The sequence below is a fragment of the Pseudomonas sp. AIG genome (assembly GCF_977020205.1).
The window spans coordinates 81,629-101,619 of record NZ_CDROCK010000002.1; the positions used below are offsets into that span (position 1 = coordinate 81,629).

The 19,991-nt window shown below is 59.2% G+C and carries 19 protein-coding genes; 14 read left to right on the forward strand and 5 right to left on the reverse strand.

Going from position 1 to position 19,991, the window contains the following annotated elements; translation table 11 throughout:
- Nucleotides 1-57: 57 nt before the first annotated feature.
- The 3 genes from ACWR1S_RS01820 to phoB form a co-directional block, all read right to left on the reverse strand.
- Entirely contained in the window at nt 58-1,398 is a 1,341-nt protein-coding gene (locus tag ACWR1S_RS01820) for a hemolysin family protein (RefSeq protein WP_007920256.1), read from the reverse strand.
- A 122-nt stretch (nt 1,399-1,520) separates the two neighbouring features.
- The gene (phoR, locus tag ACWR1S_RS01825) at nt 1,521-2,807 is read right to left on the reverse strand and encodes a phosphate regulon sensor histidine kinase PhoR (protein ID WP_240049800.1); all 1,287 of its coding nucleotides are present in this window, start codon (nt 2,805-2,807) and stop codon (nt 1,521-1,523) included.
- A 138-nt stretch (nt 2,808-2,945) separates the two neighbouring features.
- Complete coding sequence (phoB, locus tag ACWR1S_RS01830; protein ID WP_007896474.1) at nt 2,946-3,635, reverse strand: phosphate regulon transcriptional regulator PhoB; 690 nt, start codon at nt 3,633-3,635, stop codon at nt 2,946-2,948.
- Nucleotides 3,636-3,786: 151 nt separating this feature from the next.
- Here phoB and ACWR1S_RS01835 point away from each other — a divergent pair, with 151 nt between their 5' ends.
- The gene (locus tag ACWR1S_RS01835) at nt 3,787-4,170 is read left to right on the forward strand and encodes a COG4315 family predicted lipoprotein (RefSeq protein WP_077575084.1); all 384 of its coding nucleotides are present in this window, start codon (nt 3,787-3,789) and stop codon (nt 4,168-4,170) included.
- Between the two features lie 112 nt (nt 4,171-4,282).
- On the opposite strand, the gene ubiA is transcribed toward ACWR1S_RS01835, so the two are convergent.
- Both ubiA and ACWR1S_RS01845 read right to left on the reverse strand, forming a co-directional pair.
- Nucleotides 4,283-5,173: a 4-hydroxybenzoate octaprenyltransferase gene (ubiA, locus tag ACWR1S_RS01840; RefSeq protein ID WP_034152099.1), complete on the reverse strand. Its 891-nt coding sequence runs from the start codon at nt 5,171-5,173 to the stop codon at nt 4,283-4,285.
- Nucleotides 5,173-5,733 (reverse strand): chorismate--pyruvate lyase family protein, encoded by a 561-nt coding sequence (locus ACWR1S_RS01845; protein WP_454562243.1) that lies wholly within the window; start codon nt 5,731-5,733, stop codon nt 5,173-5,175. The genes ubiA and ACWR1S_RS01845 overlap by 1 nt, the downstream gene beginning before the upstream one ends.
- Nucleotides 5,734-5,934: 201 nt before the next feature.
- On the opposite strand from ACWR1S_RS01845, the gene ACWR1S_RS01850 reads away from it, so the two are divergent.
- The 13 genes from ACWR1S_RS01850 (at nt 5,935) to tssH (ending at nt 19,985) form a co-directional block, all read left to right on the forward strand.
- Nucleotides 5,935-6,102: a rubredoxin gene (locus tag ACWR1S_RS01850; protein ID WP_034152097.1), complete on the forward strand. Its 168-nt coding sequence runs from the start codon at nt 5,935-5,937 to the stop codon at nt 6,100-6,102.
- Between the two features lie 20 nt (nt 6,103-6,122).
- Nucleotides 6,123-7,271, forward strand: a complete 1,149-nt coding sequence (locus tag ACWR1S_RS01855; RefSeq protein WP_454562244.1) for an NAD(P)/FAD-dependent oxidoreductase — start codon at nt 6,123-6,125, stop codon at nt 7,269-7,271.
- A gap of 190 nt (nt 7,272-7,461) precedes the next feature.
- Nucleotides 7,462-7,737 carry an HU family DNA-binding protein gene (locus ACWR1S_RS01860; protein WP_003213368.1) on the forward strand — a complete coding sequence of 92 codons (276 nt, stop codon included), beginning with the start codon at nt 7,462-7,464 and terminating at the stop codon, nt 7,735-7,737.
- Between the two features lie 649 nt (nt 7,738-8,386).
- Nucleotides 8,387-9,949 carry a type VI secretion system protein TssA gene (gene tssA, locus ACWR1S_RS01865; RefSeq protein ID WP_007920270.1) on the forward strand — a complete coding sequence of 521 codons (1,563 nt, stop codon included), beginning with the start codon at nt 8,387-8,389 and terminating at the stop codon, nt 9,947-9,949.
- Nucleotides 9,950-9,981: 32 nt separating this feature from the next.
- The gene (tssB, locus tag ACWR1S_RS01870) at nt 9,982-10,485 is read left to right on the forward strand and encodes a type VI secretion system contractile sheath small subunit (protein WP_003229587.1); all 504 of its coding nucleotides are present in this window, start codon (nt 9,982-9,984) and stop codon (nt 10,483-10,485) included.
- 25 nt (nt 10,486-10,510) lie between these two features.
- On the forward strand, nt 10,511-11,986 hold the full coding sequence (tssC, locus tag ACWR1S_RS01875) for a type VI secretion system contractile sheath large subunit (protein ID WP_007920272.1): 1,476 nt from the start codon (nt 10,511-10,513) through the stop codon (nt 11,984-11,986).
- A 9-nt stretch (nt 11,987-11,995) separates the two neighbouring features.
- Nucleotides 11,996-12,403 carry a type VI secretion system baseplate subunit TssE gene (tssE, locus tag ACWR1S_RS01880; protein ID WP_007920274.1) on the forward strand — a complete coding sequence of 136 codons (408 nt, stop codon included), beginning with the start codon at nt 11,996-11,998 and terminating at the stop codon, nt 12,401-12,403.
- Between the two features lie 11 nt (nt 12,404-12,414).
- Nucleotides 12,415-12,939 carry a PAAR domain-containing protein gene (locus tag ACWR1S_RS01885; RefSeq protein ID WP_454562245.1) on the forward strand — a complete coding sequence of 175 codons (525 nt, stop codon included), beginning with the start codon at nt 12,415-12,417 and terminating at the stop codon, nt 12,937-12,939.
- A gap of 10 nt (nt 12,940-12,949) precedes the next feature.
- Nucleotides 12,950-13,933, forward strand: a complete 984-nt coding sequence (locus ACWR1S_RS01890; protein WP_141125948.1) for a DUF6402 family protein — start codon at nt 12,950-12,952, stop codon at nt 13,931-13,933.
- Nucleotides 13,930-14,313 carry a hypothetical protein gene (locus ACWR1S_RS01895; RefSeq protein ID WP_454562246.1) on the forward strand — a complete coding sequence of 128 codons (384 nt, stop codon included), beginning with the start codon at nt 13,930-13,932 and terminating at the stop codon, nt 14,311-14,313. Before ACWR1S_RS01890 ends, ACWR1S_RS01895 begins: the two co-directional genes overlap by 4 nt.
- A 244-nt stretch (nt 14,314-14,557) precedes the next feature.
- Nucleotides 14,558-16,345: a type VI secretion system baseplate subunit TssF gene (gene tssF / locus ACWR1S_RS01900; RefSeq protein ID WP_007920286.1), complete on the forward strand. Its 1,788-nt coding sequence runs from the start codon at nt 14,558-14,560 to the stop codon at nt 16,343-16,345.
- On the forward strand, nt 16,309-17,316 hold the full coding sequence (gene tssG, locus ACWR1S_RS01905; RefSeq protein ID WP_064116462.1) for a type VI secretion system baseplate subunit TssG: 1,008 nt from the start codon (nt 16,309-16,311) through the stop codon (nt 17,314-17,316). Before tssF ends, tssG begins: the two co-directional genes overlap by 37 nt.
- Before the next feature lie 11 nt (nt 17,317-17,327).
- A complete protein-coding gene (tssH, locus tag ACWR1S_RS01910) occupies nt 17,328-19,985 on the forward strand; it encodes a type VI secretion system ATPase TssH (RefSeq protein ID WP_454562247.1) in 2,658 nt (885 codons plus the stop codon).
- Nucleotides 19,986-19,991: the final 6 nt, after the last annotated feature.

A 19,991-nucleotide genomic window follows, 5' to 3' on the forward strand; every position in this document is an offset into this window, starting at 1 on the left:
TAAGAGCTGCCGCAGGCTGCGATCTTTTAGCAGGCAACGCGGTTTCCCGCATTGCACTCAATCCAGCATCAACACTTTCGCCAGCACAATCTTCGGCCCTTTCATCTTCTTGATGATGATCCGCAGGCCTTCGACTTCCAGCACTTCTTCCTCTTCCGGCACCCGTTTCAGGGTTTCGTAAACCAGCCCGGCAAGGGTTTCCGCTTCGATGTGATCAAGGTCGATGCCCAGCAGGCGTTCAACCTTGAACAGCGGCGTGTCGCCACGCACCAAGAGCTTGCCCGGCTGATAGGCGAGGATGCCGCGCTCAGCCTTGCGGTGTTCGTCCTGAATGTCGCCAACCAGCACTTCCAGTACGTCTTCCATGGTCAGGTAGCCGATGATGTTGCCATCAGCCTCTTCGACCACGGCGAAGTGCGAGCCGCCCTTGCGGAACTGCTCCAGCAACTGCGACAGCGGCATATGCCGCGACACGCGCTCCAGCGGGCGGGTCAGTTCAGCCAGGTTGAACGACTCGGGAATGTGGTCCAGCGCCGCCAGCTCCAACAGCAGATCCTTGATGTGCAGCAGGCCGACGAACTCCTGACGCTCGCTGTCGTACACCGGATAACGGCTGAACTTGTGGCGACGGAACATCGCCAGGATTTCTTTCAGCGGCGCGTTGAATTCGAGCGTGATCAGGTCTTCACGGGAGTTGGCCCAGTCGACCACTTCCAGCTCGCCCATTTCCACCGCCGAGGCCAAAACGCGCATGCCCTGATCACTCGGATCCTGGCCACGGCTGGAGTGCAGGATCAGTTTCAGTTCTTCGCGGCTGTAATGGTGTTCGTGGTGCGGGCCGGGTTCGCCCTGACCGGCAATACGCAGAATCGCGTTGGCGCTGGCGTTGAGCAGGTAAATCGCCGGGTACATCGCCCAGTAGAACAGGTACAGCGGCACCGCCGTCCACAGCGACAGCAGCTCGGGTTTGCGGATCGCCCAGGATTTCGGGGCCAGCTCGCCGACGACGATGTGCAGGTACGAAATGATGAAGAACGCGGTGAAGAACGATACGCCTTTGACGATCTCCGGCGACTGCACGCCGACCGCGCTCAGCAGCGGTTCGAGAATGTGCGCAAAGGCCGGCTCACCGACCCAGCCGAGGCCAAGCGAGGCCAGAGTGATACCGAGCTGGCACGCCGAGAGGTACGCATCGAGCTGACTGTGCACGGTGCGCAGGATGTGTCCGCGCCAGCCGTTCTGATCAGCGATGGCCTCGACCCGGGTCGAGCGCAGTTTGACCATGGCGAATTCCGCCGCAACGAAAAAGCCGTTGAGCAAAACCAGGATCAGAGCAAAAAGGATCATGCCGAAATCGGCGAATATTGTTGCGAGGGACAAGCCAGGGGAAGGGTCCATGATGGAGTTTTGCGGGTTCCGTGTGATTCAAGAAAGAGAAAAGTCGCGCCTGAAAAGCAGGCACAAGTCAGCCAATGTAGCGGCTGACATGGCGATTGCCTAGTGGCGAGTGCCGGTCGGTCTTACTCGGCGGCGCTGATGGCCCGCGCCTGAGCCACCTGAGCCGGGGCGAAATGGCAGGTGAACGTGCTGCCGTGACCGGGCACGCTGCTGATTTCCATGCGTGCGCGATGGCGCAGCAACACATGCTTGACGATGGCCAGACCCAGTCCGGTGCCGCCGGTGTTGGAGTTGCGGCTGGAGTCGACGCGGTAGAAGCGTTCGGTCAGGCGCGGCAGGTGTTTGCTGTCGATGCCGATCCCGGAATCCTGCACGCTCAGGTGCGCGCCCTGATCGTCGCCCCACCAGCGAATGCGGATATTGCCCTCGGCCGGGGTGTACTTCACGGCGTTGAACACCAGATTGGAAAACGCACTGCGCAATTCCGCCTCGCTGCCTTTGAGTAACAGGCTGGCGTCGGCTTCGAGGCTGATACGCTGGTTTTTCGCGCCGGACAATTGCTGTGCGTCGCTCTTGATCGATTGCAGCAGCGTATCGACCTGCACCGGCTGGTTGTCCGACGGGTAGTCGGTGGCTTCCAGTTTCGCCAGCAGCAACAAATCGTTGAGCAGCGTCTGCATGCGTCCGCCCTGTTGTTGCATTTGCTGCAGGGCACGGCTCCAGCGCGGGTTCACTTCTTCGACGTTGTCGAGCAGGGTTTCCAGATAACCGCAGATCACCGTCAGCGGCGTGCGCAGTTCGTGGGAGACGTTGGCGATGAAGTCTTTGCGCATCTGTTCCAGTTGATGAATACGCGTGACGTCGCGCACCAGCATCAAGTGTTCGTTGTTGCCGTAGCGGGTCAGGTACAGCTGAATGCGCACGCGATCGTTGGTAGGCGAAGGGATTTCCAGCGGCTCGGCATAGCTGTCCTGCTCGAAGTATTCCTTGAAGCGCGGATGGCGCACCAGGTTGGTCACCGGCTGGCCACTGTCCTGCGGGGTCTTGAGGCCGAGCAGGGTTTCGGCGGCGCGGTTCCACCATTCCAGGTTGCCGTCGCTGTCGAGCATGATCACCGCGTCTTTCAACGCGGCGGTGGATTCCTGCACCCGGTCGATCACCGCTTGCAGGCGCCCGCGCACACGTTGGTCGCGGCGTTGCAGGTGGTAGATGCTGTCGAACACCTCGCCCCACAGGCCATAGCCGTCAGGTGGCGCTTCATCAGGTTGATGCTGGCGCAGCCATTCGTGCAGACGCAGCAACTGCTTGAGCGTCCAGGCCAGATAAATGCCCAGACCCGCCGCGAGGCTCCAGCCGTAATAGCCGGTGATCAGGCCGATCACCAGACACGCTGTGACCAGCAACAGCATGTGGCGAATCAGGGTGCCATGCCAGTTTTGATTCACGGAGCGTCCTTAACGCAGCTTCGAGTTTCAAGCCACAAGCTTCAAGCTAAAGCGGATCGGCTTTTACTTGCCGCGTGTAGCTAGAAGCTTGCCGCTGCTTTTTTATGCCTTGGTGGAAAACCGGTAGCCGGTGCCGCGCACGGTTTGTACCAGATTTTCGTAGGCGTCGCCGAGGGCCTTGCGCAGGCGGCGGATGTGCACGTCGACGGTGCGTTCTTCAACGTAGACGTTGCCACCCCAGACCTGATCCAGCAACTGGCCTCGGGTGTAGGCGCGCTCCTGGTGGGTCATGAAGAATTGCAGCAGACGGTATTCGGTCGGGCCCATCTCGGCCGGTTTGCCGTCGATGGTCACGCGGTGGCTGATCGGGTCGAGCAGCAGGCCACCGACTTCGATCGGCGCTTCGCCGTCGGTCGGGCCGGCGCGACGCAGCACAGCCTTGAGGCGGGCGACCAGTTCGCGCGGGGAAAACGGTTTGGTGATGTAGTCGTCAGCACCGACTTCCAGACCCTGGATCTTGTTGTCCTCTTCGCCCTTGGCAGTGAGCATGATGATCGGGATGTCCCCGGTCAGCTCATCACGCTTCAGACGACGGGCCAGTTCGATACCGGAGGTGCCGGGCAGCATCCAGTCGAGCAGGATCAGGTCCGGCTTGCGGTCGACGATGATGGCGTGCGCCTGCTGCGAGTTCTCTGCCTCGAGGCAGTCATAGCCGGCCATTTCCAACGCAACGGCGATCATTTCGCGAATGGGCGCTTCGTCGTCGACGATCAGAATGCTCCTGCCAACCATGCCTTAATCCTCTTGTCATTTAACTGTCTTGCGCCGCATTAGATAACGGAATTATTGCAGTCGTGTGACAGTATTTTAGTCCGGCGGCGATTGTGCGGATCCTGAACTAAGCTCTAAGTCCGAATCCTGACAACCACAAAAGAAGGTTTCCATGACTCAAATGACTGTTTCTTTCAAAGCACTGCTGATGGCTGCCGCCCTGACTCTGCCTGGATTTGCCATGGCCGCGGAGCCGGCCATGATGAAAGACGGCATGATGGTCGATCACAAAGGCATGACCGTTTATACGTTCGACAAGGACGCTGGCGGCAAGTCGATGTGCAACGGCGATTGCGCGAAGAACTGGCCGCCGATGATGGCGCCGGCGGGGGCCAAGGCTGAAGGCAAATGGACGGTCATCAAGCGTGATGACGGCATGATGCAGTACGCCTACGACGGCAAACCGCTGTACACCTTCATGAAGGATGAGAAGCCTGGAGAAATGAAAGGCGATGGCATGAAGGAAGTGTGGCACGTGGTGCACGAGCACAAGTAAACGCAATTCCCTGTGGGAGCGAGCTTGCTCGCGAAGGCGTCGTCTCAGTCAGCCTATGTGGCAACAGACCCAACGCTTTCGCGAGCAAGCTCACTCCCACAGGTTTGAATCTTCAGCGCAATGCGTAATCCAGCACGATCCCGACAAAAATCGCCAACCCGGCCCAATGATTGTGCAAAAACGCCTTGAAACAACGCAGGCGGTCGCGATCGCGGGTATACCAGAACTCCCACGCATAACACCCGGCAGCCACCAGCAAGCCGAGATGGAACCAGACGCCCAACTCGAACTTCGACCCCGCCAGCATCAGGCAACTCAGCGACAACGCCTGCAGGCTCAGGATGATCACCCGGTCCGCCTCGCCGAACAGAATCGCCGTGGATTTCACGCCAATCTTCAAATCGTCATCGCGATCGGTCATCGCGTAATAGGTGTCGTAACCCACCGTCCACAGCAGGTTGGCGATCCACAGTAGCCACGCTGCCGCCGGCAGCTCGCCGGTCTCGGCCGTGAACGCCATCGGCATGCCCCACGAGAACGCTGCGCCCAGCACCACTTGCGGGTAATAGGTGTAGCGCTTCATGAACGGATAAGTGAAGGCCAGGGCCAGACCGCCCAGCGACAGCCAGATCGTCGGCGCATTGGTGCACAGCACCAGCAGGAAACTCACGCCCATCAACAGGGCGAAGAACACCAGCGCTTCTTTCGAACTGATTCTGCCAGCCGCCAATGGTCGTTGTGCGGTGCGTTTGACGTGGCCGTCGACCTTGCGATCCGCCCAGTCGTTGATCACACAGCCACCGGCGCGGGTCAGAATCACGCCGAGGACGAAAATCACGATATTGGCCAGCGACGGCGAGCCTTTGCCGGCAATCCACAGCGCCCACAGCGTCGGCCACAGCAGCAGGTAAATGCCGATCGGCTTGTCCATCCGGGTCAACTGAATGAAATCCCAGGCGCGCGGGTTCAAGCGGTTAAGGGACTTGAGCAGGCTCTGATACATCAGCAGTTCTCCGGATGGGCGCGGGCGGCGCTCCACAGGCTCGGCAGGAAGATTTCCGCGACCAATACGCTCAGCGCGCCACGATCAAAACGCGAACGACGGCCCCACAGCTCAGGCGCTTTCGCCGCTTGTGGCAGCCAATGTTCAGGGTAGTGGCACACTTCGATAGCGCGGCGCTGGAACGCCTGATCGCAAAACAGCAACTCGCCCAGCGAGCGGCTGCCCAGTTCGTCCATGTGCAAGCCGTCGCCCTGCAAGGCACTGCGTGAGGCGACGCTGCGGGCGAACACCCAGGCCTCGCCGTGACCGCGCAAATACACCTCGCGCACCCAGCCTTCGCTGCCCTCGGCCAGATCCAGTGCAGCGCATTCGTCAGCGCGCAGGGTGTCCCAGCCTTCAAACAGTGGCGTGACGCTGAAGCCGTCATTGGACAACCGGGTCAGTCGGCGGGTGAGGGAGCCTTCGTCGAACAACCAGTCGAGGGTCAACGAATCGGGGAGGGGCGTCAGTCGGCTTTGGGTCAGCCAGAGCGGGGTCGGGCAGGCATTTGAATGTTGCACAATGAGTCATTATTGGCCGCAAATGAGGCGGCGAGCTTACCATGGCGAGCTGCGCTATTGATTGATCCGGGTCGCCATTGCGCCGAACAGGCTTGCATCTGCCCGGCACCATCAGTACAAAACGCCCTGAGCCGGATGGCAGCGCAACACCCATCGACTATCCGCGCCGGCACCCAGCCTGAACCCTGAGGAAGTACCTGAATGAAAAAGTGGCAATGTGTGGTCTGCGGCCTGATCTATAACGAAGCCGACGGCTGGCCGGATGACGGCATTGCGCCGGGCACGCTGTGGCAGGACGTGCCGGAAGACTGGCTGTGCCCGGACTGCGGCGTCGGCAAGCTGGACTTCGAAATGATCGAAATCAACTAAGCAAAACAGAGGAGTAAGGCATGAGCGCACCTGTCGTCATCATTGGCACTGGCCTGGCGGGCTACAACCTGGCCCGCGAGTTTCGCAAACTCGATAGCGAAACCCCGTTGCTGTTGATTACGGCTGATGACGGCCGCTCTTACTCCAAACCGATGCTCTCCACCGGTTTCGGCAAGAACAAAGACGCCGATGGCCTGAGCATGGCCGAACCGGGCGCCATGGCCGAGCAGTTGAAAGCCGAAGTGCGCACCCACACGCGCATCAGTGGCATCGACGCCGGTCATAAACGCCTGTGGATCGGCGAAGAAGCGGTTTACTACCGCGACCTGATCCTCGCTTGGGGTGCAGAAACCGTGCGTGTGCCCATCGAAGGCGATGGCGCCGATCTGGTGTTCCCGATCAACGATCTCGAAGACTACGCACGTTTCCGCGCCGCTGCGGCGGGCAAGCGCCGGGTGCTGCTGCTCGGCGCCGGCCTGATCGGCTGCGAATTCGCCAATGACTTGATCCTTGGCGGCTACGAAGTGCAACTGGTTGCACCCTGTGAACAAGTCATGCCGATGCTGCTGCACCCGGCCGCTGCGGCAGCGGTGCAGGCCGGGCTGGAAAGCCTCGGTGCGAAATTTCATCTCGGCCCGGTACTGACCCGATTGCAGAAAGTCGCCGACGGCCTCGAAGCGCATCTGTCCGACGGCCAGGTCATTCCTTGCGACGTGGTGGTCTCGGCCATTGGCCTGCGTCCGCGCATCGATCTGGCGGCGGCCGCTGGCGTGCAGGTCAATCGCGGCGTCGTGGTTGATCGGCACCTGAAGACTTCCCACGCCAATATCTATGCGCTGGGTGACTGCGCCGAGGTCGACGGGCTGAATCTGCTGTACGTGATGCCCCTCATGAGCTGTGCGCGAGCACTGGCACAAACCCTCGCCGGAAATCCTACCGCCGTGAGCTACGGCCCGATGCCGATCACCGTGAAAACCCCGGTGTGCCCATTGGTGGTTTCGCCGCTGCCACGGGGCAGCGAAGGCGTCTGGACGGTTGAAGGGCAGGGCGCCGACATCAAGGCTCTGTGTCACAGCGCCAACGGCCAGTTGCTCGGTTACGCGCTGACCGGCGCAGCCGTGATGGAAAAACTCGCCCTGAACAAACAGCTTCCGGCCTTGCTGGCGTAAATACCGGTCGTTCTGTCGGAATCACCCCGCTTTTGCCCCTACAAAGGTCGCGGGGAGACTGGCGCCGCCGGTATCCGCGTGCCATTCTCACTCCCGTCTGCCGCAGAGTAGAGCCTGCGGCGCCTTGGGCGCTGTTCCAACGAGAACAGCACGGACATAACAACAAAAAACCGTCAAAGGGGCTTCACTAATGCGTAAACCAGAACTCGCCGCTGCAATCGCTGAAAAAGCAGATCTGACCAAAGAACAGGCCAACCGCGTACTCAACGCCGTTCTCGAAGAAATTACCGGCGCTCTGCACCGCAAGGACAGCGTGACGCTGGTCGGCTTCGGCACCTTCCTGCAACGCCACCGCGGCGCCCGCACCGGCAAAAACCCGCAGACCGGCGAGCCGGTCAAAATCAAGGCCAGCAACACCGTTGCGTTCAAGCCTGGCAAATCGTTGAAAGACAGCGTTAATCCATAATTGCGGCGAACTCCTCGAATAACGGGGAGAACCCCAAAAAATGGGCACACCGATTGCGGTCGGGTGCCCATTTTTTATGCCTGGTGATTTGTTCCGGCCTGCAGCAATTGTTACGGACCTTTATAAGGCGGCGTAACGGATTGCATTGTGGGCTATCGACCCACTGCACAACTAAATCAATACGCAACATATAAAAGCCATCATATTGATGGCACTTTCTGAGTTGTTGGTTGTCTTGCTGTGATTTGTTGAAACAGCAGCGAAATCTTTCGGAATCATCCTACATCCGATTTTTTCAAAACCCGTCATGCTCCGCGACATTCTCGCCAGCCCCGGTTTCCGGCGATCGACAGAAATTGGAACGATCGCTCTAAATCAGGCTTTTCCGGTGTTTTGTACGGGTATGCGAATATAAACAGAGCATCGGGGATTCCCTGACTGAATATAGGGAAACCTCCTACAACAAACAAAGAACACTTCGTCTTGTTGTTTAATCAGATGCTTGCTAGTGGCCATCATAGTGATTACGATGCGCCCACTTGAAAGAGCACATCTCAATTGGATGAGTCGCTTCACCGCTCTTCGATACTGTCCCGCGCCGCGGTAACTCCAATAGGCGCCTGACTGTAATCCTTAATAAAGGCCATGGATGTCCTACTCAAGCAAACTTTCCGCCCATTACCTCGAACTCGCTAAAGTCTCTGTTTCCAAAGAGAATTTCGCGGGCGAAGACGTTCGTTTTTCGAGCGAATTCGAGGCCCTGGAAAGTGAGCTCGCCAAAGCCTCGTCGATGCACGAAAGCGGGCAGATCGACTGGCTGAAAATTCGCGAAAACAGCGAAAACCTGCTGCGTACCCAATCCAAGGATCTGCGTGTCGGTGCCTGGCTGACCTGGTCGCTGTACCAGCGTGAATCCTTTCCCGGGCTGCTGGCCGGCCTCGGTCTGCTGCACCATCTGTCGGAAAACAATTGGGCCGACGTCCACCCGCTCAAACCCCGCACCCGTGCCGCCGCCATCGGCTGGCTGGTGCCGCGTCTCGAGCAGGTCATCACCGAAAACATTGCGATCAAAGAGCAGTTGCCGATGTTCCGGCAGCTCTCCGAGCACCTGTCCGGTCTCGAAGCGGCTTGCGCTGAGCACTTGGGCGATGATTCGCCGCTGTTGCTGCCGATCTCCCGTCGCCTGAAAACCATGATCCAGCGCGCGGCCGACAACCAACCGGCCCCTGGCGTGGTCGGTGCGGCGGTGGCGCAGGTCAAGCAGGCTGCCAGCCAGTTGCTCACCCCCGGCGCGCCGATCGATAACGAACGAGACGCGCACAAAGCCCTGCGTGCCCAACAGGAAAGCGCCCGCCCGCTGTGCGCCTGGTGGCTCAAGCAGAAGGCCACCGACCTGCGCGCCCTGCGCCTGAATCGCACGCTGCTGTGGATGACCATCGACGCGGTGCCCGAGCGCAACGCCGAGCAGATCACCGTGCTGCGCGGTTTGCCGCTGGAAAAACTCAAGCTCTATCAGGACCGTTTCGATCAGGGCAAATACGCCGACCTGCTGGTGGAACTGGAGGCGAGCCTGGCGAAGGCGCCGTTCTGGTTCGATGGCCAGAGGATGGTCTGGGAATGTCTCCAGAACCTCAACGCCGAGTTGGCCATGCGCGAAGTGGAAATCCACTTCGCGCTTTTGGTTCAACGGCTGCCCGGCATTGTCGAGTTGCGTTTCCATGACGGCGCGCCGTTTGCCGATCCGTCCACCCGGGCGTGGATCGCCGCCAACGTCATGCCGCACCTGCAAAGCGCCAGTGCGCCGCGCAAGGTCGAAAGCGAAAACGTCGAAACCCAGCCGGCCTGGGAAAAGGCCCTCGAAGAAGTCCTGCCGCTGCTGCGCAAGGAAGGCTTGAAGCCTGCCGTGCAGACCCTCAAGCAAGGTTTGCAGTCGGCCCACGGCGGACGCGAACGTTTCTTCTGGCAGTTCGCCCTCGCGCGCCTGTGCTTCATGGCCAAGAAATACGAACTGGCCAAGAACCAGCTGGAAACCCTCGATCAGACATTACAGGACTCAGGCCTGCACGCCTGGGAGCCCGATCTTGCATTGGAAGTGCTGCATTTACTGCATAGCTGCTGCGAGTTGTTGCCGCAGAACCATGCCGTACGTGAACGCAAGGAAGAGATTTATCGCAGGCTGTGCCACCTCGATCTCGAAGTGGTACTCGAATAGGCCCCAGGGCCACAACCGCAAGGAGAAAAGCCATGGCCAAAGAAGGCTCGGTAGCCCCCAAGGAACGCATCAACGTCACCTTCAAACCCGCCACCGGCGGTGCTCAGGAAGAGATTGAACTGCCGCTGAAGCTGCTGGCAATCGGTGACTACACCCACCGCAAGGACGATCGCAAAATCGAAGATCGCAAGCCGATCAGCATCGACAAGATGACCTTCGACGAAGTGTTGGCCAAGCAAGAACTGGGTCTGACGCTGAGCGTGCCGAACCGTCTGCAGGAAGATGGCGAGGCCGACGAGCTGGCTGTGCAACTGCGCGTCAATTCGATGAAGGACTTCAACCCGGCCAGCCTGGTCGAGCAAGTGCCTGAGCTGAAAAAACTGATGGAACTGCGCGATGCGCTGGTGGCCCTCAAAGGCCCGCTGGGTAACGCACCTGCGTTCCGTAAAGCGATCGAAGGCGTGCTCGCCGACGACGAATCCCGCGGTCGCGTACTCGGTGAGCTGGGCCTGAACGCCGCAGCCCCGGACGCCTGAGACTCCAGCCAAGGAAGCCAACACAATGAGCACTAGCGCAGCACAAGAGAAGAGCGCCGGCAACGGTGAGTACAGCATTCTCGACAGCATCATCGCCGAAACCCGTCTGACTCCGGACGACGAAGCCTACGACATCGCCAAGCGCGGCGTGTCGGCGTTCATCGAAGAACTGCTCAAGCCGCAGAACAACGGTGAGCCGGTCAAGAAGGCCATGGTTGACCGCATGATCGCCGAGATCGATGCCAAGCTCAGCCGTCAGATGGACGAAATCCTGCACCACCCGGATTTCCAGGCGCTGGAATCGTCGTGGCGTGGTCTGCAGTTGCTGGTCGACCGCACCAACTTCCGCGAAAACATCAAGATCGAAATCCTCAACGTCTCCAAAGAAGACCTGCTGGACGATTTCGAAGATTCGCCGGAAGTCATGCAGTCGGGCCTGTACAAGCACATCTACACCGCTGAATACGGCCAGTTCGGTGGTCAGCCTGTGGGCGCGATCATCGCTAACTACTACATGTCGCCAAGCTCGCCAGACGTGAAACTGATGCAGTACGTGGCCAGCGTTTCGTGCATGTCCCACGCGCCGTTCATCGCTGCGGCCGGCCCGAAATTCTTCGGTCTGGAAAGCTTCACCGGCCTGCCGGATCTGAAAGATCTGAAAGACCACTTCGAAGGCCCGCAATTCGCCAAATGGCAGAGCTTCCGTACCTCGGAAGACTCCCGCTACGTTGGCCTGACCGTGCCGCGTTTCCTGCTGCGTAACCCGTACGATCCGGAAGAAAACCCGGTCAAATCGTTCGTGTACAAGGAAACCGTTGCCAACAGCCACGAGCACTACCTGTGGGGCAACACTGCTTACGCGTTCGGCACCAAGCTGACTGACAGCTTCGCCAAATTCCGCTGGTGCCCGAACATCATCGGCCCACAGAGCGGTGGCGCGGTTGAAGACCTGCCGTTGCACCACTTCGAAAGCATGGGCGAAATCGAAACCAAGATTCCTACTGAAGTTCTGGTTTCCGACCGTCGTGAATACGAACTGGCCGAGGAAGGTTTCATCTCCCTGACCATGCGTAAAGGCTCCGACAACGCGGCGTTCTTCTCCGCAAGCTCGGTGCAGAAGCCGAAGTTCTTCGGCATCAGCGCAGAAGGCAAGGCGGCAGAGCTGAACTACAAGCTCGGCACCCAACTGCCGTACATGATGATCGTCAACCGCCTGGCTCACTACTTGAAAGTGCTGCAGCGCGAGCAACTCGGTTCGTGGAAAGAGCGTACCGACCTCGAGCTGGAACTGAACAAGTGGATCCGTCAGTACGTTGCCGACCAGGAAAACCCGAGCGCCGAAGTGCGTGGCCGTCGTCCGCTGCGCGCTGCGCAAGTGATCGTCAGCGACGTTGAAGGCGAGCCGGGCTGGTACCGCGTGAGCTTGAACGTGCGTCCGCACTTCAAGTACATGGGTGCCGATTTCACCCTGTCGCTGGTTGGCAAGCTGGACAAAGAGTAAGAGCGACTCATGGACGGATACGGCAGCCTGTTCGAACGCCTCAACGGCGACGCGCAACTACGCAAGGGCAACAGCCTTGAGGCTTGTGCCATGGCGTCAGTGGCTGCCCATCTGGCCAAAATGCTCAGCACCCGGGCCGGCAGCGTGCAAACGCTGGCCGACTACGGGTTGCCCGATCTCAATGACATGCGTCTGAGCCTGCACGACTCCCTGAGTCAGGCCCGTCTGGCCATCGAAAACTTCATCGAAGCCTACGAGCCACGCCTGAGCAACGTGCGTGTCATTTCCCTGCCGCGTGACCACGATCAGCTTCGCCTCGCCTTCAGCATCGAAGGCCTGCTGGAAGTTGAAGGGTTCAAGCGTCAGGTCAGTTTTTCCGCGCGCCTGGATGGCAGCGGACAAGTGAAGGTCACCTAAGGAGATCCCCGATGTCTGGCAAACCCGCAGCACGCGTATCCGACCCCACCGCTTGCCCACTTCCAGGCCACGGTACCAACCCGATCGCCGCCGGTTCCGGCGACGTGTTCTTCGACGGCCTCGCGGCCGCCCGTGAAGGCGATGCCTCCGCGTGTGGTGGTGCGATGGTTGGTGGTTTGGCCACGACGGTGAAAATCAACGGCAAGTCTGCTGTCACCGTCGATTCTGAAGGTGCGCATGGGAATAAGGTTACGGCTGGGTCTTCGACGGTGATTATCGGCAATTCGCATTCGCCGGCGCCGTTTGTGCCGCCGTTGCCGGTGGCGCTCAGTTGGCCATTCACCCAGCACTTCGTCGCGCGCAATCCAAGAACTGGAGCCCCGGTTGCTAATCGTGCATACACCCTGCGAACGGCTTCCGGGAAAGAGTTCAAAGGCGTCACTGATGCTCAAGGTAAAACAGCATCGATCGGCTCCGACTTGGCTGAAAGCGTCACGCTTACCTTCGAACCACAGTCTTCGCTTGTGATTGCATAAGGTTTATCACATGAACGCACCGGCACCGGCAACCACCCAACTGACACCTTCTTCTGACAAGGCGCCAGTAGAGGTGGCTGTAGATGAGTTTAAGATCACAGATATCCCTGATGTGATGAGGAAGATGGGTTGGACGGAGGCTGCCCGTTTGATGCAGCGCTGGTTTGATGGCGAACCTTTCGAAATGACTTTTGATGAAAAAGAAGGGAAGCTGGACGTCTCGAAAATCACTCAGGAGAAGCTTTTTGACGATCTGGATTTTGATTGGTTAACCGCGTCTTCACCGCAAACGGGCGAGGAAATAAAAGAGCTGCTCGAAAAGGCGGCTTATGCCAGTCAATACAACGAACTTGTTGGTCGCGTAAGAAAGTTCGATCAGCTGGCACCTGGCCTATTGCAATTCATGAAACGTCTGAGAACTCTAGGAATTCTTGATCAGGAAAAAAAGGATCTAAAAAAAGGTGAATATGATTTCAGTTCTATGAGTGCGCGAGAACTGGAAGTAGCAACGCAGTATAATTTCAGGTCGATCGCAACTGATCCGAGCGATAGAATCACCAATCCACTGGATGACGTCTATGGTGCTTTGGGTGGATTTCTCGTTAAGTTTGCGGTTACGAAATTCACTGTTACTTCAAAATCGAAGCGAGTGCCGGCTACTTTGCATATTGAAGAAATTGGCTGTTACATACGTGATACTTATGATTTTTTGAATGACAGCGGGAAGGATCAGCCTCTTGGGTATTGGAGCAGCGAAAGTGGCATCAAAGGACTCACTGCGTTTGGTCGAGAAACCTTTGAAGCAGACAGCCAGCTTTACCACAAGGTAACAAACGATAGTTTCAATCAGTACCGTACCTTGCATGGCAGGGGTGGCGATTTATTCGTTTATTCCACGGTCAAGAAATTGCCCACCTCTATTTCCTTGCGTTTCATGGAAGCCGATTTTGGTGAGTTTTTAGCGCGTGCGAAGCCGCCAAAGGTAACGCCATGACCAGTTTTACCAAGACGCGCGGCCGTTTGCTGTTGATGGGTATTGCATTGATTCTGATGTTGCTGATTGTACTGAAAGTGCACAGCTCCATGATTGCAAAGCCATTGAAAACTTATGTAAGTGAATCGGGTAAGTGTTACATGTCCAGATATGCACCTGATTACGACGTGTTAGGCCTCGCAGGCGGTATTTTTGAGTTGTTCAGTAGCAAGTATTTCTATCGTGTCTATTCCTCGGATGGAAAGCTTTTGAAAACTTCGGAATGGTATCTGTGGATGCGAGAAGGTAACTCAGGTGTTGCGCCAGAGTTTGAAGGTGAGATGATTTTATATCCAGGCTCTGAGGGCTGGGAAAGTTGGATAATTCCAGAATGTCGTTGACCATCTGCACACCTTGGTGTCGGACAACCCGTTACAAGTGCTCTGATACACCGTGGCGCAGGACGGGGTGGCGTTACTGGCGATTATTGTTACGCAGGTCGTTGAGTTGCGTTGGGAAAGACGCTCCTTGATTGGGCAAGCGACAGCACTGAACGCTGATCAAGGAACCGTCGCGTGACTGGCCAAGTCTGCGCGATCTACAGAGTATTTTTTTTGATGCGTTCCACTACCAGGCAGGTAACCCGTGTCCTTTAACCACTACTACCAAAGCGAACTCACCGCACTGCGCCAACTCGGTCGCCGTTTCGCCGAGCGTAGTCCGGCGTTGGCGCCGTATCTGGGCCAGGCCGGGCGGGATCCGGATGTGGAGCGGTTGCTCGAAGGCTTTGCGTTTCTCACCGGGCGGCTGCGCCAGAAGCTCGATGACGAGTTGCCGGAACTCAGCCATTCGCTGATGCAGTTGCTCTGGCCGAACTACATGCGCCCGCTGCCGGCGTTCAGCATTTTGCAGTTCGATCCGCTCAAGCGTTCCGGGCCGGCGTTGCGCGTCGAGCGCGATACGCCGATTGAAAGCAAACCGATCGAAGACGTGCGTTGCCGCTTCCGCACCTGCTACCCGACTGACGTGCTGCCGCTGGATCTGGCCGCGCTGAACTACTCGGTGAAGGGCGACGGCTCGCTGCTCAGCCTGCGTCTGGAAATGAGCGCCGACGGCCACCTCGGCGAGCTGGAGCTGAGCAAGCTGCGTTTGCACTTTGCCGGCGAACGCTACATCAGCCAGATGCTCTACCTGAGTCTGCTGCGCAACCTCGAAGGCATCGAACTGATCCCGCTCGACGGTGCCGGCAAACCGATTGATGGCGTCAGCGGCAAGCCGATGGCGTTCAAGATTCCCGGTGATCGGGTCAAACCGGTGGGCTTTGCCGAAGAAGAAGCGTTGATCCCGTATCCGCTGAACACCTTCCGCGGCTATCGCTACCTGCAGGAATACTTCGCCTTCCAGGACAAATTCCTGTTCGTCGACGTCAACGGTCTGGACATCATCAACGCGCTGCCGGAAGACACGCTCAAGCAGATGCGCGGCCTGGAATTGCGCTTCGATATTCGCAAGAGCGGCATCATGCGCATGCGTCCGACCCTGGATAACGTGAAGTTGTTCTGCACGCCGATTGCCAACCTGTTCGCCCACGATGCTTTGCCGATTCGCCTCGACGGCAAGCAGGACGAGTACCTGTTGCTGCCAGCGGAATACGATCTGGAAAACTGCGGGGTGTTCTCGGTGGAAACCGTGACCGGCTGGAAGCCCGGCGGCCTCGGTTATCAGGAGTACGTGCCGTTCGAATCCTTCGAGCACGACCCGAGTTTCGACGTGCCCAACAGCCGTCCGCATTACAGCATTCGCCAGCGTTCGTCCTTGCTGCACGACGGTCTCGACACCTACCTGAGCTTCGGCATCCGCCATACCGAAGCCCACGAAACCCTGTCGATCGAGCTGATCTGCACCAACCAGAACCTGCCGCGCAAGCTCAAGCTCGGCGACATCTGCATGGCCTGCGAAGAGACGCCGGAGTTCTTGAGTTTCCGCAACATCACCCCGGCCACGTCGAGCTTCGCGCCACCGCTGAACCGTGACTTCCTGTGGAAGCTGATCAGCAACATGTCGCTTAACTATCTGTCCTTGGCCGACGTCAATGCGTTGAAGGTGATTCTCGAAACCTACGACCTGCCGCGCTACTACGACCAGCACGCGGAGAAGGTCAGCAAACGCCTGCTCGGCGGCCTCAAGCACATCAAGCATCACCACGTCGACCGCTTGCACCGTGGGTTGCCGGTGCGCGGTTTGCGCACCGAACTGACCATCGACCCGGAAGGGTATATCGGCGAAGGCGACCTGTTCGTTTTCGCTTCGGTTCTTAACGAGTTTTTCGCGCTTTACGCCAGTCTCAATTCATTCCATGAGCTGCGCGTAAAAAGCACACAGGGAGAGGTGTACCAATGGACACCACGTATGGGCCTGCAGCCCCTGCTTTAAGCGGGCTGACCAAGGTAATACGCGAGTACTCGCTGTTTCAGGCCGTGCTGCTGGTGATCGACCGGCTGCGCGAGGCACACCCGCACCTGAGCGAAGACGATCTGTACGACCACGTGGAGTTCCAGGCCAACCCGAGCCTGGGCTTTCCGCGCAGCGACGTCGATCGCGTGGAGTTTTTCGAAGAGCACGGGCAGATGCGCGCGCGCATGCGTTTCAACCTGATCGGCCTGGTCGGCTCGGGTTCGCCGTTGCCGGCGTTCTACGGCGAACAAGCCCTGGGCGACAGCGAGGACGGCAACCCGACACGCAACTTCCTCGACCTGTTCCACCATCGCTTGCAACGGCTGATGCTGCCGATCTGGCGCAAATATCGTTACCGCGCGAGTTTCCAGAGCGGCGCGCTCGACCCGTTTTCGGCGCAGCTGTTTGCGCTGATTGGTCTGGGCGGCGACGAGATTCGCAAGGCCAAGGAACTCAACTGGAAACGCCTGCTGCCGTACCTCGGCTTGCTCAGCTTGCGCGCGCACTCGGCGGCGCTGATCGAAGCCGTGCTGCGTTACTACTTCAAGCACGAAGACCTGGTCATTGAGCAGTGCATCGAGCGCCGCGTGGAAATTCTCGAAGAGCAGCGCAATCGTTTGGGCCGCGCCAACAGCCTGCTCGGTGAAGACCTCGTGCTCGGCGAACACGTGCGCGACCGCAGCGGCAAATTCCGCATTCACATCACCGAACTCGACTGGCAGCGATTCCATGAATTCCTGCCGATCGGTTTCGGTTACCAGCCGCTCTGCGCGCTGGTGCGGTTCACCTTGCGTGACCCGCTCGATTACGACATCCGCCTGGTTTTGCGCCAGGAAGAAATCCGCGAACTGCGCATCGGTGAGCAGAACGCCTGTCGCCTCGGTTGGACCAGTTGGCTGGGCCGCGAAAAAGCGGACGGCGTGGTGACCCTGGGCAGCAAAATTCATTAAGGACGTGAGCCATGATCAACGTAGACCTGCAACAACTCATCCAGGCGCTGGACGCCGAAACCCGTCGTGATCTGGAACGTTCGGCCGAGCGTTGCGTGGCCCGTGGCGGCAGCAAGATCCTCGTCGAAGACTTGATGCTCGGCCTGCTCGAGCGCCCGAACGGCCTGCTCGCACGCGCGTTGCAAGATGCCGATGTCGACGCCGGTGAACTCAGCGCCGCGCTGCAATCGCGCGTCGAACACAGCGCTTCGCGCAACCCGGTGTTCGCTCCGGAACTGGTGCAGTGGCTGCAAGATGCGCTGCTGGTGGCCAACCTCGAACTGGGCCAGACCCAGGTCGAAGACGCCGCGCTGATTCTCGCCCTGCTGCGCAATCCGATGCGCTACGCCGGCAGCCGCTATCAGCCGCTGCTCGCCAAGCTGAACATCGATCGCTTGAAAGAATTTGCCCTGTCGCAACAAGAGCAACCGGCGGCCAACGGCAAACCGGCCGCTCAGGGCGAATCGCTGTTGCAGCGTTTCACCCACAACCTGACCCAACAGGCCCGCGACGGCAAACTCGACCCGGTGCTGTGCCGTGACGGTGCGATCCGGCAGATGGTCGACATCCTCGCCCGTCGTCGCAAGAACAATCCGATCGTCGTCGGTGAGGCCGGTGTCGGCAAGACCGCCATCGTCGAAGGTCTGGCGTCGCGCATCGCTGCCGGTGAAGTGCCGCAAGTGCTTAAAGGCGTTGAGCTGCTGTCGCTGGACATGGGCTTGCTGCAGGCCGGCGCCAGCGTCAAAGGTGAATTCGAGCGTCGTCTCAAAGGCGTGATCGACGAAGTCAAAGCCTCGCCGAAACCGATCATTCTGTTTATCGATGAAGCTCATACCCTGATCGGCGCGGGCGGCAATGCGGGCGGTTCCGACGCGGCCAACCTGTTGAAACCGGCACTGGCCCGTGGCGAACTGCGTACCATCGCCGCCACCACATGGGCCGAGTACAAGAAATACTTCGAGAAAGACCCGGCGCTGGCCCGTCGTTTCCAGCCAGTGCAACTGCACGAACCGACCGTCAGCGAAGCGGTGACCATCCTCCGTGGTCTGGCCCAGGTTTACGAGAAGAGCCACGGCATCTACCTGCGTGATGACGCGGTGGTCTCGGCGGCTGAACTGTCCGCACGTTATCTGGCCGGTCGGCAGCTGCCGGACAAAGCTGTCGATGTGCTCGACACCGCTTGCGCCCGCGTACGCATCAGCCTCGCTGCTGCCCCGGAAAGCCTTGAGCGCCTGCGTGGCGAACTGGCTGAAGGTGGCCGTCAGCGTCAGGCGCTGCGCCGCGATGCCGAAGCCGGTCTGCTGATCGACCACGAAGCGCTGGATGCACTGGAAGCACGTCTCGACGAAGCCGAAGACGAAATGGTCGCGCTGGAAACCCTGTGGACTGAGCAAAAGCAACTGGCCGAGCGTCTGCTGGAACTGCGTCAGCAACTGGCCAAGGCCCGCGAAGCTGCTGCCGTCGAGCCAGTGGTCACCGTTGAAGAAGACGCCGAAGGCACCGTGATCGAAACCGTTGCCGCCGAAGTCGAAGAAGGCCAAAGCGTCGAAGCGCTGGAAGCCCAGCTCAACGAAACCCACAGCGCCCTGACCGCCGCACAGGTCAAAGAGCGTCTGGTCAGCTTCGAAGTGTGCCCGCGTCTGGTTGCCGAAGTGATCAGTGCCTGGACCGGCGTGCCATTGGCGCAACTGGCTCGCGAACACAACGCCAAAGTCGCCAGTTTCGCCACCGACCTGCGCACCCGCATCCGTGGTCAGGAACAAGCCGTGCACGCCCTGGATCGCTCGATGCGCGCCACCGCTGCCGGCCTGAACAAACCGGACGCACCGGTCGGCGTGTTCCTGTTGGTCGGCCCGAGCGGCGTCGGTAAAACCGAAACCGCGCTGGCCCTCGCTGACTTGCTGTACGGCGGCGACCGTTTCATCACCACCATCAACATGTCCGAGTTCCAGGAGAAACACACCGTTTCTCGTCTGATCGGCGCGCCACCGGGCTACGTCGGTTACGGCGAGGGCGGCATGCTCACCGAAGCCGTGCGCCAGAAGCCGTACTCGGTAGTCCTGCTCGATGAAGTCGAGAAGGCCGACCCGGACGTGCTCAACCTGTTCTACCAAATCTTCGACAAAGGCGTGGCCAACGACGGCGAAGGTCGCGAAATCGACTTCCGCAATACGTTGATCCTGATGACCTCGAATCTGGGTAGCGACAAGATCAGCGACCTCTGCGAAAACGGCGCACGTCCGACTGCCGAAGTCCTCGAAGAAACCATTCGCCCGGTTCTCAGCAAGCACTTCAAACCGGCGCTGCTGGCGCGGATGAAAGTGGTGCCGTACTACCCGGTCGGCGGCCCGGTGCTGCGCGAGCTGATCGAGATCAAACTCGGTCGTCTCGGCGAGCGCCTGAACCGTCGTCAGCTGGATTTCAGCTGGTGCCAGAACCTCGTCGATCACCTGTCCGAGCGTTGCACGCAGAGCGAAAGTGGCGCGCGTCTGATCGACCATCTGCTCGATCAACACGTGTTGCCGTTGGTGGCGGATCGTTTGCTCGACGCCATGGCCACCGGCGAAAGCCTCAAGCGTGTGCATGCCACGCTCGACGGCGAGTCCAGCGTGACGTGCGAGTTCGCCTGAGGTGGG